The organism is Mesorhizobium sp. GW821-FHT04C10, from assembly GCF_059420305.1.
Genome location: NZ_JBWKTL010000001.1, coordinates 2968324 through 2985383 on the forward strand (window position 1 = coordinate 2968324; position 17060 = coordinate 2985383).

Here is a 17060-nt window from a genome sequence, read left to right on the forward strand (position 1 = left end):
ATCGGCGCGGCCTGGCCGGCAACGCTCCTCGTCGCGGCGATCATCCTCGCCTGGGAACTCTATGCCCGCTATTCCGGCATCAAGGCGACGACGCTGCCGGCGCCGTCACGCGTCGTGGAGCAGATCGTCGTCAACCGCCAGTCGCTGATCGACAACGCGCTTCCCACGATCGCCGCCACCTTGAGCGGCTTTGCGCTTTCGGTGGCGTCCGCCTTCCTGTCTTCCGTCCTGGTCGACTTCGTGCGGCCGCTGCGCCGTGCGCTGTTTCCGGTCTTCATCATCAGCCAGACCTTGCCGCTGGTGGCGATCGCGCCGCTGGTCGTGTTGTGGTTCGGCTTCGGCCTCCTGCCGAAGATATTGCTGGTGGCCCTCGTCACCTTCTTTCCAATGATGGTGGCGCTGGTCCAGGGGTATGACTCGACCGACAAGGACATGGAGTGGCTGCTGCGCTCCATGGGGGCCACGCGTCTCCAGGTCTTCCTCAAGGCGCGCCTGCCTTCGGCTGTCCCCTTCTTCTTCACCGGCCTGCGCATTTCGATCACCTATGCCGTGGTGGGTGCGATCTTCGCCGAATATTCCGGAGCGGCGAAGGGGCTTGGCATCTACATGCTCAGCGCCAAGAACAATTTTCGGCCCGACCTCGTGCTCGCGGCCGTGTTCTGCAGCGCTCTCGTGACGCTCGTGCTCTTCGGCTGCACCGTCCTGATCGAGCGCCTGTCCATGCCCTGGGAGCAGGTGCGCAGGGACGGTGGCAAATGACCGCGTCGAGGCTCTCGCTGCGCCATGTCGCCAAACGCTTCGGCGCGCTCGATGTGCTGGGCGACATCAATCTCGATGTCGCCGCCGGCGAATTCGTGTCCATCCTCGGTCCGTCCGGGGCGGGCAAGTCGACCCTGTTCCAGATCCTGACCGGCGCCACCATGCCGGGGGCGGGCAGCATCGCCTTCGACGGGACCGAATTGACGGATCCCGCCGGCAGGTTCGCCTTCATGCCGCAACGCGACGCCCTGATGCCGTGGCGGCGCGTGCTCGACAATGCCGTGCTCGGCCTTGAAGTTCAGGGCGTGCCGCGCCGCGAGGCACGCCGGCGCGTCGCTCCGCTGTTCGAGCAGTTCGGGCTGGCCGGCTTCGAGCAGCATTATCCCAGCCAGCTGTCAGGCGGCATGCGCCAGCGGGTCGCGCTGTTGCGGACCGTCGTCCAGGACCGGCAGATGCTGCTGCTCGACGAGCCGTTCGGCGCGCTGGATGCGCTGACGCGCACCTCCATGCAGCAGTGGCTCGAGCGCATGTGGGAACGCCATCGCTGGACCGCGCTGCTCATCACCCACGATGTGCGGGAGGCGGTTTTTCTGTCCGACAGGATCTATGTGCTCTCGGCACGCCCCGCCCGTGTGGTCCGCGAGATCGCCGTGCCGCTCGGCCGTCCGCGCACCGTGCATGATCTTTCCGCCCCCGAAGCGACAAGGATCGAAGCCGAGCTTCTCGATGCGCTGCTCGGCAGCGCTTCGTCCGAACTTGCCTGATATCGAACCAAAGGAGACTGAATTGATCGACCTCGACCGCCGCAAGGCAATCAAGCTCGCCGCCAGCATGTTGGCCGGCGCGATGATCTTCGCATCCCCCGTCTATGCGCAGGAGGCGAAGAAGGTGACCGTTGCCCTCGACTGGACACCGAACACCAACCACATCGGCCTCTACGTGGCGCGCGAAAAGGATTTCTACAAGGAGGCCGGTCTCGACGTCGAGATCCTGCCCTATTCCGACACCGCCGCCGGCACCCTGGTCAGCAATCACCAAGCCGACTTCGGCGTCGCCGGCGTGGGCTTCTACACCCAGCACGCGGCCGGCGCCGACCTCAAGGCGGTTTACGCTGTTGTCCAGCATGAGACCGGGCGCGTCGTCTTCAACGCCGACCGCGCGGACATCAAGTCGCCCAAGGACCTGGACGGCAAGACCTATGGCGGATTCGGCAGCGCCTGGGAGAATGCGTTGATAGGCAGCATCATCAAAGCCGACGGCGGCAAGGGCGACATCAAAACCGTCACGCTGGGAACGTCGGCCTATGAGGCTCTCGCCAATGGCTCGGTGGATTTCACGCTCGAGGTCGTGACATGGGAAGGCGTTCAGGCCGAGTTGCTCGGACAGAAGCTGACGACCTTCAAATACAGCGACTATGGGGTTCCCGAGCAGCATACCACGCTTCTGGTTTCGAGCGATGCCTACCTCAAGCAATCGCCGGACGCGGCCAAGGCCTTTCTCGCCGCAACGCAGAAGGGGTACGCCTATGCAGTTGATCATCCAGATGAAGCCGCCGACCTTCTGATCGCCGCCAATCCGGACGCCCTCACCAACAAGGACCTTGTCCATGCCTCGGTGAAGTCGCTGGTGGAGGGACATTATCTGCGCGGCGAGAACGGTGCGGTCGGCACCATCGATCCGGCCAAGAACGCCGCCATCGGCGACTATCTCTTCGCCAACGGCATCCTCAAGGACGGCAATGGCGCGGCGCTGACTGAAAAGCCTGATTTCGCGGGCTACATCTCCAACGACTACCTGCCGAAGAACTGACGACACATGTCCGCCATACCGCGCTTCCTTCGGCTGAACGCCGTCGTCTACGGCCTCGGAAACCACGAGGCCGCGTGGCGCATGCCGGAAAGCGATCCCTTCGCGACCACATCCTTGGCGCATTGGGTAAGGCTGGCGCAACTGGCGGAAGCGGCCGGCTTCGAATCCCTGTTTCTCGGCGACGTGCTGGCTCTTCTGCAGGGCGCCGAGAAACACCTCTCCGACACGATGGATCCGCTCGTCATCCTGTCGGCCCTTGCCGCCGTGACCAGCCGCATCGGCCTGATCGGCACGCTCTCGACCTCGTTCGAGCCGGCGTTCCACATAGCGCGCCGCTTCGCCTCTCTCGATCATATCACCGGCGGACGCGCCGGCTGGAACATCGTCACCTCATCCAATCGCCTCGAGGCGAGCAATTTCGGCACCGACCGACTGCCGGACCATGCCGAACGCTATGCAAAGGCAAGGGATGCCGTCGATGCCGCCATGGCCCTGTGGGACAGCTGGGATGCCGACGCCCGCATCGGAGACAAGCAGGCGGGGCTCTATTTCGATCCCGCCAAGGTTCGTGCCGTCAATCACAGCGGACCGTTCGTGCGCACGGCCGGGCCGCTCAACACGCCGCGCAGCCCGCAAGGGCGGCCGCTCCTGGTCCAGGCAGGCTCATCCGAGGACGGCCGGGACCTCGCGGCTTCGCGTGCCGACCTGGTCTTCACCGCGCAGCTTTCCCTCGACGATGCCCGGGCTTTCTATCGGGATATCAAGACACGCGCCGAACGTGCGGGCCGCGATCCCGACACGGTCCTGGTCATGCCCGGCATCATGCCGGTGGTTGCCGAGACGCGCGCCGCCGCGCAGGCCCGCCTCGACGCCATCGACGGCGTCATCGTGCGCGAGCACGCGCTTGAACAGCTTTCGGAGTATCTGCAGACCGATGCCCGGAGCTTCGACCTCGATGCACCGCTGCCGGCAAGCGTCGGTGATGAAGGCCGCTCGCAGGCCAACAAGAGCCGTTTCGCCCTCATCGTCACGCTGGCGCGCCGGGAAGGATTGACGGTACGTCAACTCCTGCAGCGCGTCGGCGGCGGGCGAGGGCATTTCTTGCAGGCGGGGACAGCGGCCGAGATCGCAGACACGATGCAGGAATGGTTCGAGACTGGCGCGGCTGACGGCTTCAGCGTGATGTGTCCCGTGCTGCCCGCGGATCTGGAAACCTTCAGCGCTGGTGTCGTCCCGGAGCTCAGGCGACGCGGGCTTCTGGGTACCTACGCGCCAGGATCCACCTTGCGCCAGCGCATCGGACTGCCAAGCGAGTTCGATCGGCGTGGCCATCGAGACGCGCATGAGGCGAAAGGAACCGGCTGACCGAGCCGTCGTCCACAAAGGGGCGGACCAGGCTTTTGCACGATATGGGCGGCGCCTATTTCGCCTCGGGCAGTTCCAGCACCGGTTCGGTCTCGTCCATCATCTGCTTGACGGCATCCGCCGACCTGCGCATCCCCGCTTCGTCGATGGCCCAGCCGGCGAAGCGTTCCAGCAGGGTGGCGAACGTCACCAGTTCCTGCTCGTCCCATTGCGCCAGTGCACCGGCGAAGATCCGCAATTTGGTCTGGCGCACAGCCGTCACCAGGCGCTCGCTCTTGGCGGTGAGTTTCAGGCAAATGCGCCGGGCATCGAGTTGCGATGCGACGCGGAAGGCGTAACCGCGTTCGACGAGATCAGCCGAGATGCGGCTGGCGCGGGAGGGGTCGATCCCCATGCGTTCGGCGATGATGCCGACCGTCACCTCGTCCTGCGGCGTGTCGCCGACGATCGCACTGAGCGCTATGATCGCATCGAGATGGCTCACTTCCAGCGATGGATCGATGCGCTCCAGGATCAAACGACCGAATTCCCGGCGCTGGACCGAGCGGCGCACCTTGTTCATCACCGCATCGATGGCGGCGACGGCCTCGGCCGCCGCTTCCGACAGGCCACTGCCGCGCGCCAGATCCGCCAGATCCTGATCGCCATGCGTCTGGCACGGTGTGGAAAATCGGTCAGGCTTGCCCGGCCCGGTATCGTTGCTGCTCATATCACAGCGCGCTAACAAAAATACATGTCGATGTCAATTACATGCTGAGAGCATATATCTGATATTGACATATATCTGCCGTCGGCACATAAACCGCGCCCAGCCTGCGGAGATACCGATGACACTCGACTCGACCCTTCCGGACGCGGCGCCCGTAGAGGAGGCCAGGCCCGACCTTGCGACGCTGATCGTCTATTTCGGTGCGCTGATCGCCATGTTCATGGCCACCATCGACATGCAGATCGTGGTCACCGCCTTGCCCACCATCGCCGGAGAACTGGGCAATTTGCATCTGTTCGGTTGGGTCGGCGCCGCCTACCTGCTGTCGACGGCCGCGGTCGCGCCCTTCTACGGCAAGCTCGGCGACATGTATGGCCGCAAGAACGTCGTGTTGACGGCGATCACCTTGTTCCTGCTGGGTTCGCTGGTCTGCGGCATGGCATGGTCGATGGAGAGCCTGATCGCCGCGCGCGTCCTGCAGGGCCTCGGCGGCGGCGGCTTGATGGTTTCGGCTTTCGCCATGATCGGCGAATTGTTCGGGCCGCGCGACCGCGCCAAATATCAAGGCTACAGTTCGGCGGTGTTCGCCCTGTCCTCGGTCCTCGGTCCGTTGGCCGGCGGCTATATCACCAGCCTGTTCGGCTGGCGCTGGGTGTTCCTGGTCAATCTGCCGATCGGCATCGTCGTGCTGGCGGTGCTGGCGTTCGCCATGCGCAGCCGGTTCAACGAGAAGAGGCACCGCATCGACTATCTGGGCGGCTTGCTGCTGGCCGTCGGCACCACGGCAATCGTCTATTGGGGCTACCATGTCCTCGACCCCGCCGGCCCGGATCTGCTTACCTTCGTGCTGCCGGCCCTCGCATTGGCGGCAATCGCCTCGTTCATCATGGTCGAGCGGCGAGCCGAGGAGCCGATCGTGCCCTTGCGGCTGTTCGGCATCTCGACGGTCCGCATCGTCTCGGGCGTGTCGGTGGTCGCCGGATCGGTGACGCTCGGCATGTTCTTCTATTTCGCGCTCTACATGCAGACGCTGACCGGACTGAGCCCGGCCGAAGTCGGCTTCCTGTTCCTGCCGGCTTCCCTGACCTCGATGGTCATCTCGATCGTGGCCGGACGAGTGATTGCCGCGACCGGCCGCTACAAATGGATGCCGGTGGCGGCGATGGGTATTGGCGGGCTGCTGATGATAGGTTTTGTCTTCATCAATTCGCACACGCCGATCTGGGTTCTGGCGGTGATGATGGGCCTGTTCGGCATCAGCATGGGCCTGCAGTTCCAAGTGCTGATCGTGGCGATCCAGGCCGCGGCGCCGCTGCAGGATATTGGCGCGGTGACGTCGCTGATCACCCAGGCGCGGACGATCGGGGCGTCCTTGGGGCTGGCGCTGAACGGCGCGGTGATGACATGGGCCCTGAACCGGCAGACTTCGGAGCTTCCGGCCGACGCCGCCGCCCTGCTGCCGGACGGCCTGACCGGGCTGAACCCGCATCTGGCCTCAAGCCTGCCGGCCGCGATCCGCGATGTGGTGCTCGGCCACTATTCGAGTGGCTTCAACGTGATGTTCCTCTGGGTGGCGGCGCTCTACTTCGTCGCCATGGCCCTTACGCTTCTGCTCGAGGATGTCCAGATCCCGAAGCGGGGCTGAGCCCGAGCATCGGCAAGTCGGGTTGGGCCTGTTGCCATGGGGCTGGCGGACCACGTCGCTGCCCGACGTTCTCGGCGCGCCGTGGCTATCGATCGGTTCGATCAGAGTTGCGCGCGTCTGTTTTCGATTGCACAAAGTGTCGAACATTCACCAAGGGCAAGCGACCTTAAGTTCTCGCATCGCCTCGTCGTAGTTATTCATTCTATATTTTGACTTGCGAGACCAGCTTCCATCGTTGGCTTCATACCGTATTGATAGAGAGTGCAGACTTGCTAGAGAGTCTAGAAACCGCCCAGCTTCCGCGGTCTTCCAAATGCCAGGCAGCATCCGCTCTACGGCCCAGATCTCCTTGCGCTCCGAACCTTCATCCCGACGGACAAAAATATCGTGGAACTTGCCGCTGACACCAACGTCCGACACCAGTGCGACTGTCAGGTTACCCGCCTTGCAGCCCACTGAAATCAGCGAAGAAGTTGGCGAAGTAGCTTTCTCCGGCTCATCAAGCGAAGGAACGAGAAACGCGGAAACTTCAGGCGCCCCCATCGCGTCTTTGGATTTTGTAGTGAACCACGCGCTGCGCGAGCTTCGGTTTACATCCGGTTGTTTGGCGTCAGCAAGGCGTGCGGCAAACAGAGCAGCCAACATCGCACCGAACGCCAACTTCAGCACTAAGGATCGCTTCGGACTGTTGTGCAGAATCGCCGCGTCATTTGACGAACTGCCCCCGGCGAAATATCGGTTGCGCATAGAACCCCATCGCTTATGGTTGCCGGCGCCAACAGTATTGTTTGGAAACAATTAATATTCTATGGCTTACACTTCTATAAGATAACAGGATCGATACCTCAGATCCACTTGTTCTGCAAGAAGGGTTTCCTTGATATAAATGATATTTCGTCGGACAGAGCCATTCGGTGCGCTCCCTATCGAATGATGGAAACAAAGGGCTATTTTCTGAGCCATACTTCTAACGAGATTTGCATCCTATCTTGCCGATAGGCTTCCATGGCATGTCGCGTTACCCTAGGACGGAAAACCGATCTCTTTTGAGCCGAGCAAGGATCGGTGAGCTAGATCTCGCCGTGGAGCGGGATCGCCCCTGACAGCCATTGCACGAACAGCGTCGCCGACCGCGAGAGGCGGCGGTGCTGATTGGGAACCACATGCAAGGCAACCGGCAGGATTTCGCCCGCGCCGAATGGCGCCACCAGCCGCCCCGAGGCCAGATAGGCCGCCGCATAGGTCGACATGACCGCGGTGATGCCGCCCGCGCATGCCGCAACCTCCAATGCCGCCGCCGCATTGTCGGCCTTGATCGGCGCCTTGTGCGGCGAAATGACGATGTTCTCCTTCTTCGCCCAAAGATCCAGCAACTGCATCCTGCCTTGCACGTGGATGAGCCGGGCTGCGTTGAACCAATCGGCACTGGGTCTCGCTCCAGCCTTGTGGCCGGTCTCGGGGTCGCAGAGAAGCACCAGCCGCTCTCGCCCCAGCCGCACGGCGCCCGATGCCGGCTGCAGCGGATCGAGCGCCAGAATGCTCAGATCCGCCAGTTCCACGTTGGGGTCGGTCCAGATCGTGCTGTTCAGCCGGACTTCGATCCTCGGATGGGCGGCGGAAAAACCAACCAGATGCCGTGCGAGCCACAGCGTGACGAAGCTGAGCGGGGCTGAAACCGTCACGCTGGTCTGCGCCTGCGCGCCCAGCAGCCCCTCGGTCGCCGCCTCGGCCCGATCCAGCGCCTCGGCTATTCCCGGCAGATAGGCGGTGCCGACCTCGGTCAGTTCCAAGCCGTTGCTGCGCCGATGGAAGAGCGGCCTGGCGAAGAACTGCTCCAGCGCCCGGACCCGTTGGCTGATTGCACCCTGGGTGCAATTCAATTCCTCGGCGGCCTTGGTGAAGCTAAGATGCCGGGCCGCCGCTTCGAAGGCCTCCAGATAGGTGAGATGCGGAAGATTTCGCATGCCGAGACCTCTTTTCGGTTCTTTATCCATTACGAAAACGAGGTCACTGGGTAAAGAACGATTTCTTGCGCCGGGCCGGCCTGGCGGGTTTCTCTAAGGCCAATTCCAGCCGCCGAGCCGCAGGACATCATGCCTTTCTCTCTGCTGAAATACGGCTTGCGCGCCAGGCACGTGTCCTTTCGCGACATCCCCCCAACGCCCGACCTGAAACGATCCTACGATGTGGTGATCATCGGCGGCGGCGGTCATGGCCTCGCGGCGGCTTATTACCTGTCCAATGTGCATGGCATCCGCGATGTCGCGGTGCTGGAAAAGGGCTATCTCGCCGGCGGCAATACGGCGCGCAACACCACCACGATCCGCTCGAACTACATGACCGAGGAATCGGTCCGCTTCTACAAGGAAGGTGTCGAACTGTTCGAGACCATGTCGCGGGATCTTGGCTTCAACGTCATGTTTTCGCAGCGGGGGCAGCTGACGCTCGCGCATTCCGAGGCGACGCTGCGCAGCTTTCACCTGCGTGCCGAGATGGGCAAGCATATGGGCACAAGGATCGAAGTGGTCGATGTCCGGACGGTGAAGGAGCTTTGCCCGCATCTCAACCTCGATCCCGGCGGTCAGCACGAGGTGATGGGCGGGCTCTGGCATGCCGACGGCGGCACGGCCCGCCATGACGCCGTGGCGTGGGGCTATGCCAAGCATGCAGGCGCGCGCGGCGTGGAGATCCACCAGCGCACCGAGGTGACCGGCATCGAGCGCGCGGGCGACCGGGTCACCCACATCAGGACGAACCGTGGCACGATCGCCGTGGGCCAAGTGCTGCAGGCCGTCGGCGGGCTCAACGGCCAGGTCGCCGCCATGGCGGGCATCCGGCTGCCGATACGCTGCTTCCCGCTGCAGGCGATGGTGACGCAGCCGCTGAAGCCATTCCTCGACATACTCGTCTCCTCAGCCAATCTGCACACCTATCTGGTGCAGTCCTCGCGTGGCGAGGTCGTCATCGGCGGCGGCTCCGATCCCTACCAGCTGGCTTCGACACGCTCGACGCTGGACCAGAAGGAACACCTCGCCGAAGGCGCGCTGCACCTCTTCCCCTTCCTGCACAAGGTCAAGCTCTTGCGGCAATGGGCCGGGATTACCGACATGACGCCGGATTACAGCCCGATCATGGGGGCATCGCCGTTGCGGAACTATTGGCTCGACTGCGGCTGGGGCACCTGGGGCTTCAAGGCGACGCCGGTGGCCGGCAAGCGCATGGCCGAGACCATCGCCACCGGGCGCGTGCCCGATGTCCTGAAACCGTTCGACCTCAGCCGGTTCGACAGCTTCGCGCTGCTGAACGAAATGGGCGCCACGGCCGCCAGCCACTGACGAGTATTCCGATGAAGCTCTTGACCTGCCCGGTGAACGGCCCGCGCAACATCACCGAATTTCAGTATCTCGGACCGGTCCGCGCGGCCAGCGCCGACCAGCCGGAGCAACTGATCGAAGCCCTGTTCTATGCCGAGAACCCGCTCGGCGTGATGCGGGAGTGGTGGCGGCACACCCCGTCCAACACCGTGCTGATCGCCGAACGCCACACTGTCAGCGACCAGATCCTCGCCACCTATCTTCCCAATCGAAAGCCTGCCTGACATGACCGAACGGCTGCCGCTTCCCTGGGGATCGCGCCTCGACCGCACCCAAAAAATCCGTTTCGCCTTCGATGGCCGGCCGCTCGAAGGTTTCGCCGGCGACTGCATTGCCTCCGCCATGGCCGGCAGCGGCCGCTGGATCCTGTCGCGCTCCTTCAAGTATCACCGTGCGCGCGGCATCCTCACCATGGCGGGGCAGGACGCCAACACGCTGGTGCAACTGCCTGACGAGCCGAATGTGCGGGCTGATCTGCGCCCGATCGCCGAAGGGCTGAAGATCACTGCCCAGAACGTCAATGGAACCGCCGAACGCGACCGGGGCGCGGTGCTCGACAGGTTGGGCCGCTTCATGCCCGTCGGGTTCTACTATCGCAGCTTCTTTGGTCCTGGAGAGAAAAGCTGGCTCAAATTCTGGGAACCGATGATCCGCAGATCGGCCGGTCTCGGCAAGGTCGACCTTACCGCCGGTCATGGCCATTATATCAGGGAAAACCTGCACACCGACGTGCTGGTCGTCGGCGCTGGCCCGGCCGGGCTTTCGGCGGCCGTCAGGGCAGCCGAGGCGGGTGCGCAGGTGCTGCTGGTCGACTTGAACCCGGAAATCGGCGGTGCCTTGACCTATGCGCGTTTCGGCCTCGAGACGGCGGAGGCCGAGGCGACCTTGCAGGCGCTGCGCGTCGCTGCCGAGAAGCTTGGCAATCTGCGGGTGCTGACCAGCGCCACATGCAACGGCTGGTTCGCCGACAACTGGCTTCCGGTGCTGCACGGCGAGACGCTCTACCGCGTTCGCGCCAGGCAGGTCGTGGTGGCCGCGGGGTCGCATGAACAGCCCCTGGTGTTTCGCAACAACGACCTGCCGGGCATCCTCCTGTCGTCCGCGGCGCAGAGGCTGATGCGCCACTATGCGGTTCGCCCCGGCCGGCGCGCCGTGGTCTTTGCCGGCAACCGGGACGGATATCTCGCCGCTCACGACCTTCTCGACGCAGGCGTGTCCCTGGCCGCCGTTCTTTCCCCGGCAGCCGATGCGTCCGACAGCACCCTCGCGCAACACCTCGTCGAGCGTGGTGTCCGTATCATCCCGAATGTCACCGTCACGGAGGCGCTGGGGACCGGAGGCAATCGCCATATAAGAGCCATCCGCTTCACCACGCCCGAACATGGCGCGGAACTGCTGGCGTGCGATCACCTGGTGGTGGCGGCGGGCTACACGCCGTCTTACCAGCTGCCGCTGCATGCCGGCGCGAAGCTGGGATTTGACGAGACCAGCCGGCAATTCGTGCTGAGCAATCTGCCGGAGGCGTTTCATGTCGCCGGCTCGGCGGCGGGTTATTTCGAGCTCAACGCGGTGCTGCGCAGCGGCGAGATCGCTGGCGCGGCCGCCGCACGGGGGGCAGGACATCACGCCGACCTGCCGGCCATCATCCCGGATGCCGGCGCGGCGGCGATGAACCATTTTCAACCGCTGTCCGCCCATGCCAAGGGGCGGGACTTCGTGGATTTCGACGAGGACCTGCAGGTCAAGGATATCAAGAACGCCGTCAGCGACGGCTATAGCGAGCTTGAACTGGTGAAGCGCTATTCCACCGTCGGCATGGGGCCGTCGCAGGGACGGCATTCGGCTTTGATGACGGCCAGGATCGTCGCGGCGGAGACGGGCCGCACAGTGGGCGAGGTTGGTATCACCACATCCCGGCCGCCATTCGGTCCGGAAAAATTGGGACTGCTGGCCGGCCCGAACCATGTGCCCTACCGGCATACGGCGATCCACGCCGAACATGTCGCAAACGGCGCGAAGCTGACGCCTGCCGGTGCGTGGTGGCGACCGCTGCACTACGGCGGAGATGGCGATGTCCGCAAGACGATCTCCGACGAGGTCAGGCTGGTGCGTGACAAGGTCGGCATGCTTGACGTTTCGACCCTGGGCAAGCTGGCGATACGAGGGCCGGATGCCGGCGCCTTCCTCGACCGCATCTACACGATGGCGCATGCCAGGCAGCCGGTGGGTCGCGTGCGCTACTGCCTGATGCTGAACGACATGGGATCGGTCATCGATGACGGGGTGGCTTACCGGCTATCCGAGACCGAATTCTACGTGACCGCCACCACCGGCGCCGTCGCCCGCGTCTTTACCGACATGCTGTTCGCGAACACGCAATGGGGCATGCGGGTCGATATCCAGAACGTCACCGCCGCCTTCGCCGCGATCAATGTCACCGGCCCTTCGGCACGCAAGGTTCTCGAGGCACTCGGCGGGGACATCGATCTCTCCCCGGACGGCTTCCCCTATCTCAATGGCCGCAGCGGCGTGATCGGCGGATGCCCGGTCCGGATCATGCGCATCGGCTTCACCGGCGAGTTGAGCTACGAACTCCATGTGCCGCAGTCCTTCGGCGCGGCACTCTGGCGAAAGCTGCTGGAGGTGGGGTCGCCCCACGGGCTGCGACCCTATGGGCTGGAAGCCTCGCGCATCCTGCGTCTGGAAAAGGGGCACATCATCATCGGCCAGGATACGGACGCGCTCTCGACACCCGACGAACTGGGCATGGGTTGGGCGCTGTCGAAGGCCAAGACGCGCTATGTCGGCAAGACCGCCATCGAGGCGCGCGGCGGGCTGGGCCTGAAGCGCAAGCTTTGCGGTTTCGAACTGCCCGAGGGGCACGGTGTCCGGCTGGCGGAATCCTGCCTCGTGCTGCGCGACGGCCGCCCTGTGGGCTTCGTCACCTCGACCTGCTTCTCGCCGACGCTGGGCAAATGGATCGGACTGGCCTACGCTGACCCGCGTGACGCGGCGCCCGGATCCAGCCTGCGCATACGCGGCCTGTGCGGCAAGGAACTGCAGGCCAAGGTGGTGCCGACGCCGTTCCATGACCCCGAAAACCAACGGCAGGAGATGTAGGATGCCCCCGAGCAGCCATTCCGCATCGGCCGGTCATCCCGAGGGTATTGATCCCGGTCTGCGCCACCACGCCCTGGCGCGGCGCCTCGCGCGCAGGGATGGGGTGCCCGGAGCGCAGCAGAATGTCGTGCTCGATTGCACGCCGACCGAGCGGTTCGGGCTGCGTGGTCCCGGCACAATGGACTGGCTCGGTGAAGCAGGTCTCTCCGCACCAGAAGTGGTGAATACCGCCATTGTCCTGCCTTGCGGCACGTCGGTGCTGCGACTTGGCCAGCAGGAGGTGTTGCTGGCGGCGCCTCCTGGCGACGGCGGTGCGCGGTTGCGCGACCTGCGCAAGGCCTGGCACGACAGCGAGCTTCCCTCCAAGGGATTTGACGCCTATCGCGACGAAGGCTGGGCGTGGTTCGTGATATCGGGTCCGGCGGCGCCCGCGCTGATGCGGCGCATCTCGATGGCCGATCTGAGGCCGGAAAGCCTCAAGGCCGGCGATGTCTCCCAGACCCGCGCCTTGCATCTGGACGCGGTCGTGGCCCGCTTCGACCGTTTCGGCGCGATATCCTATGACATTTTCTTCGATATCGCCTCGGCGGCGTTTGCATTGGATGTCCTGACCGAGACGGCTGCAGGAATGAATGCCGGCTTTCAACTGGCGGTTCTCCACCCCGCGGAATAGTTCGGTCCTCGCCTGATACCTGCTCGGGTCAGCTCCGAATTGTTGCCGCTGATGCGCGATAGCGGTCGACGAGGGTCACCAGACGCTCGCAGGCCGCAACAGCAGCGGCGTGGTCCTGCGAAAAGTTCAGGCGGACGCTGTTTTCGGAGAACGGACTGAATTCCGTTCCGGGTGTCACGATGACGCCCGCCTGCAGGCGCAGGATACGGACAAAATCGCCACCTGCCACGGCAAGGCGGGGCAGAGCCGGAAAGATGTAGCTGCCGGCCTCGGTCGTGCGGACCTGGATTCCGGAAGTCGCGCGGAAAACCTTCAACAAATCGTCGCCGATCGCCTGGTGCTCGCGGATGCGCTGGTCCATCCAGTCAGCCGGTTCATCGAACCATGTGCGCAAAACGGCCTGGCTGTAGCCACCGGCGCGCAAGGAAACGATGGCCTGCAGCTTCTCCATCCTGGCAATGATTTCTCTCGATCCGAAGGCCACGCCCAGCCGATAACCGCTGAGCGATTCCGTCTTCGATGGCCCCATGATGGTCACGACGTTCTCCGCGTCCAGCTTCTGCGCGCGCAAGTGGGTGTAGTCCACGCCGGCGTACAGGAGCCGCGAGTAAAGCTGGTCGACGATGACGGTGGCGCCGTATTGGCTTGCCAGCGCGGCAATCGCCTCGATTTCCGCTCGGGAGTAGACCACGCCGGCCGGATTGTTTGGGTTCGAGAACAGGAAGACTTTTGCGCCCGACCTGAATGCGTCTTCCAACTGGCTGAGATCGAGGCCCGAACGGCCTTCGGTCGTTGCGTAGTCCATCCGCACGGGCATCATTTCGCCTTCGCAGAATTCGACCAGCTTGCGGTTGGCGAAATAATCGGGCTGGACGACCGCCACCTTGTCGCCCCGCGACACGGTGGAGGCGACGGCCAGGAACAATGCGCCCTGGGTGCCGGGGGTGATGATCAGGCCGTCGCGCGCATCGACAGGGGCTCCGGTGAAGCCTGCCAGCCGCGTGGCCAGTTCTTCGCGGATGCCGAGATCACCGCGATATTCTGTATAGGCCTGCCTGCCGCCGGCTTCGACGCCGGCCGAGAAGACCTCGAACGAGCCGGGTGTCGGGGTGAACGCGTCCACGTCGCCATGCGAAAAATCGACCGGCCGGCCGGTGATCGCGTCGCCCAGCAACACGGCGTCGATCCCGCCGGATAACTGGCGGCTCTCCTGTCCGGGCGCCGCGTCGGTGCCGAGGCCGCTGAATTTGCTCTGGATCGTCATTGGAACTCCTGACTGAAAGCACTGCCGCTGCCGCGATGCCATAGCAGCACATGTCAAGCAACGAAATTTGGAAGATGGAACCCGCCGATTTCCGGAGAGCTTTGCGACCCTCGCGGATGCGGTTCGACCGCGCAGGCATATCGGCTGTGCTTCAACATCGCGATGACGGAGACCGGCCGCCACCCGACCAGGAAGCCCCACGCCGCCTCACGGCTACCGAAGAACGGTTCGCATTCGGCATCAAAAAAAGCGAAGCGGGATTGCGCCGCAAATGCGCTTGTTATACGAACGTTCAACAAGAGCATTTGCGGGTACCTGCCGTGGTACGAACCGAGTTTCCCTTTGCCGTCGAAACCGTCGATCCGCTGTGGATCACGCTGGCCGACGGCACCCGCATTGCCGCCACGTTGTGGCGTCCGCGCACCGAGGGCAAGGTGCCGGTCGTTGTCGAGATGGTGCCTTACCGCCGCCGCGACGGCACCGTGGCGCGTGATGTCGATATCCATCCCTGGCTAGCCGGCCACGGCATCGCCTGCGCCCGCATTGATATCAGGGGCTCGGGCGATTCCGACGGCGATCTCGCCGACGAATATCTGCCGCGCGAACAGGAAGACGCCTGCGAAATCATCGCCCATCTCGCCGCCCAGCCTTGGTGCAACGGCAATGTCGGCATGACCGGCATTTCCTGGGGTGGCTTCAACGCGCTGCAGGTCGCGGCGCGGCGGCCGCCGGCCCTGAAAGCCATCATCACCAACTGCGCCACCGACGACCGCTACGCCGACGACATCCACTATATGGGCGGCGCGCTGCTGACCGAGCAGGAGATGTGGTCCAACTTCATGCTGGTGAAGAAGGCGATGGCGCCCGATCCGCAGATCGTCGGCGACGCCTGGCGCGCCATGTGGGGGAGCCGCCTTGCGAAGACGAGCTCACTGTCGGAAGTGTGGCTCGCGCATCAGCGCCGCGACGATTACTGGCGGCAGGGCTCCGTTTGCGAAGATCATTCCGCGATCGAATGCGCCGTCATGGCCGTCTGCGGCTGGGAGGACAGCTATTCGAATTTTGTCCCACGCCTGCTCGAACATTTGCCGGGTCCAAAACTCGGTATTGTCGGCCCGTGGTCGCATGCCTATCCCTGCCGTGGCGCGCCGGGACCGCTGATCGGCTATCTGCAGGAGGCGCTGCGCTGGTGGCGCCACTGGCTCGTCGGTGAAGACACCGGCATCATGGACGAGCCGCTCTACCGCGTCTGGGTCACCGGCGCAGAGCGGCCGCAGCCCTTTTACCTCCCGGATCATGCGGGATCATGGGCCGCCGAGGACCAGTGGCCATCACCGCGCATCGAGCGCCGCACGCTGCACCTGAATGCCGCCGGGTTGAGCCGTGAAGCTGCGCCAGGGGCAACGCTGTCCGTCCGCTCGCCAGCGACCGCCGGGCGCGATTGCGGCCGCTGGGGCGGCTATGGCGGCTCCTGTCCCGATATGCCCATTGATCAGCGCCGTGAGGACGGCATGGCGCTGTGCTTTGACACTTCCTCGCTCGAAGACGATCTGACCCTGCTCGGCGCTCCCGAGCTCGATCTGCTCGTCACCGTCGACCAGCCGCACGTCAATCTCGCCGCCCGGCTCTGCGATGTCTATCCCGACGGCACCTCGGCGCTGATGACCTATGGCGTGCTCAACCTCAGCCACCGCGACAGCCATGAGCATCCGACGCCATGTCCGGTGGGAACGCCGTTTCGCGTGCGGCTGAAGCTCAACGATTTCGCCCGCACCCTGCCCAAGGGCCATCGCATCCGGCTGGCGCTGGCCAACCAGCACTGGCCGATCCTGTGGCCGCAGCCGCATTTGTCGACGCTGTCGGTGGCGAGCGGCGACAGTACGGTGATGCTGCCGGTACGGCCCCTGTCGGCTCGCGACCGCGATGTCCGCTTCGAGCCGGCTGAAACCGCGCCGCCGGTTCCCACCACGACGCTGGACGAGGGCTTTGATCGCCGTATCGTCACCGAGGATGTCGGCTCGGGCGTTCAGACCATCGCGCTGACCTCCGACCATGGCCGCCGGCGCTATGATGATCGCGCCATCACCGTCTCCTCGGCCAACAGCGACACGATGAGCATCCGTGCCGACGATCCGCTGTCGGCGAAACTCGTCACTGAATATCGCTGGGCGATTGCCAGTGGCGATGCCGACACCGAGGCCAACGCGGTGACCGAACTGACAGCGGATGAAACGCATTTCAACCTGAGTTGGCGCATCGAGGCACGAGAACGGGGCACGCTCGTCCACAGCGCCTCGGCAAGTCGGCGCATCAGGCGCGATTTCGCCTGAGTAGAAGGGAGA

14 protein-coding genes are annotated in these 17060 nt (G+C 64.2%); 10 read left to right on the forward strand and 4 right to left on the reverse strand.

Features of this window, described 5'->3' with window-relative positions:
* Genes AC07UC_RS14325 through AC07UC_RS14340 form a run of 4 tightly spaced genes read left to right on the forward strand, consistent with a single transcriptional unit; the run spans position 1 to position 3933 of the window.
* Positions 1–759, forward strand: a complete 759-nt coding sequence (locus tag AC07UC_RS14325) for an ABC transporter permease (protein ID WP_494908938.1) — start codon at positions 1–3, stop codon at positions 757–759.
* Positions 756–1523, forward strand: coding sequence for an ABC transporter ATP-binding protein (locus tag AC07UC_RS14330; RefSeq protein WP_494906423.1), 768 nt, complete (start codon positions 756–758; stop codon positions 1521–1523). The genes AC07UC_RS14325 and AC07UC_RS14330 overlap by 4 nt, the downstream gene beginning before the upstream one ends.
* 22 nt (positions 1524–1545) lie before the next feature.
* Entirely contained in the window at positions 1546–2568 is a 1023-nt protein-coding gene (locus tag AC07UC_RS14335; RefSeq protein ID WP_494906425.1) for an ABC transporter substrate-binding protein, read from the forward strand.
* A 6-nt stretch (positions 2569–2574) separates the two neighbouring features.
* Positions 2575–3933 carry an LLM class flavin-dependent oxidoreductase gene (locus AC07UC_RS14340; RefSeq protein WP_494906427.1) on the forward strand — a complete coding sequence of 453 codons (1359 nt, stop codon included), beginning with the start codon at positions 2575–2577 and terminating at the stop codon, positions 3931–3933.
* A 55-nt stretch (positions 3934–3988) separates the two neighbouring features.
* Here the strand turns inward: AC07UC_RS14340 and AC07UC_RS14345 are convergent, their stop codons facing one another.
* Entirely contained in the window at positions 3989–4642 is a 654-nt protein-coding gene (locus AC07UC_RS14345) for a MarR family winged helix-turn-helix transcriptional regulator (RefSeq protein ID WP_202326472.1), read from the reverse strand.
* 118 nt (positions 4643–4760) lie between these two features.
* Here AC07UC_RS14345 and AC07UC_RS14350 point away from each other — a divergent pair, with 118 nt between their 5' ends.
* Positions 4761–6287, forward strand: coding sequence for an MDR family MFS transporter (locus AC07UC_RS14350; protein ID WP_494906430.1), 1527 nt, complete (start codon positions 4761–4763; stop codon positions 6285–6287).
* A gap of 147 nt (positions 6288–6434) precedes the next feature.
* Here the strand turns inward: AC07UC_RS14350 and AC07UC_RS14355 are convergent, their stop codons facing one another.
* Both AC07UC_RS14355 and AC07UC_RS14360 read right to left on the reverse strand, forming a co-directional pair.
* A complete protein-coding gene (locus tag AC07UC_RS14355; RefSeq protein ID WP_494906432.1) occupies positions 6435–7034 on the reverse strand; it encodes a hypothetical protein in 600 nt (199 codons plus the stop codon).
* A 323-nt stretch (positions 7035–7357) separates the two neighbouring features.
* A complete protein-coding gene (locus AC07UC_RS14360) occupies positions 7358–8251 on the reverse strand; it encodes a LysR family transcriptional regulator (protein WP_494906434.1) in 894 nt (297 codons plus the stop codon).
* Between the two features lie 129 nt (positions 8252–8380).
* Here AC07UC_RS14360 and AC07UC_RS14365 point away from each other — a divergent pair, with 129 nt between their 5' ends.
* Genes AC07UC_RS14365 through AC07UC_RS14380 form a run of 4 tightly spaced genes read left to right on the forward strand, consistent with a single transcriptional unit; the run spans position 8381 to position 13454 of the window.
* Positions 8381–9622 (forward strand): FAD-dependent oxidoreductase, encoded by a 1242-nt coding sequence (locus tag AC07UC_RS14365; RefSeq protein WP_494906436.1) that lies wholly within the window; start codon positions 8381–8383, stop codon positions 9620–9622.
* Between the two features lie 11 nt (positions 9623–9633).
* Entirely contained in the window at positions 9634–9885 is a 252-nt protein-coding gene (locus AC07UC_RS14370) for a sarcosine oxidase subunit delta (protein WP_140774272.1), read from the forward strand.
* Position 9886: 1 nt separating this feature from the next.
* On the forward strand, positions 9887–12781 hold the full coding sequence (locus AC07UC_RS14375; RefSeq protein ID WP_494906437.1) for an FAD-dependent oxidoreductase: 2895 nt from the start codon (positions 9887–9889) through the stop codon (positions 12779–12781).
* Between the two features lies 1 nt (position 12782).
* Positions 12783–13454, forward strand: coding sequence for a hypothetical protein (locus AC07UC_RS14380; RefSeq protein ID WP_494906438.1), 672 nt, complete (start codon positions 12783–12785; stop codon positions 13452–13454).
* A gap of 28 nt (positions 13455–13482) precedes the next feature.
* On the opposite strand, the gene AC07UC_RS14385 is transcribed toward AC07UC_RS14380, so the two are convergent.
* On the reverse strand, positions 13483–14901 hold the full coding sequence (locus tag AC07UC_RS14385) for a pyridoxal phosphate-dependent aminotransferase (protein WP_494906439.1): 1419 nt from the start codon (positions 14899–14901) through the stop codon (positions 13483–13485).
* A gap of 137 nt (positions 14902–15038) precedes the next feature.
* Between AC07UC_RS14385 and AC07UC_RS14390 the strand changes: the two genes are divergently transcribed.
* Positions 15039–17048, forward strand: a complete 2010-nt coding sequence (locus AC07UC_RS14390; RefSeq protein WP_494906440.1) for a CocE/NonD family hydrolase — start codon at positions 15039–15041, stop codon at positions 17046–17048.
* The last annotated feature ends 12 nt before the right edge of the window (positions 17049–17060 follow it).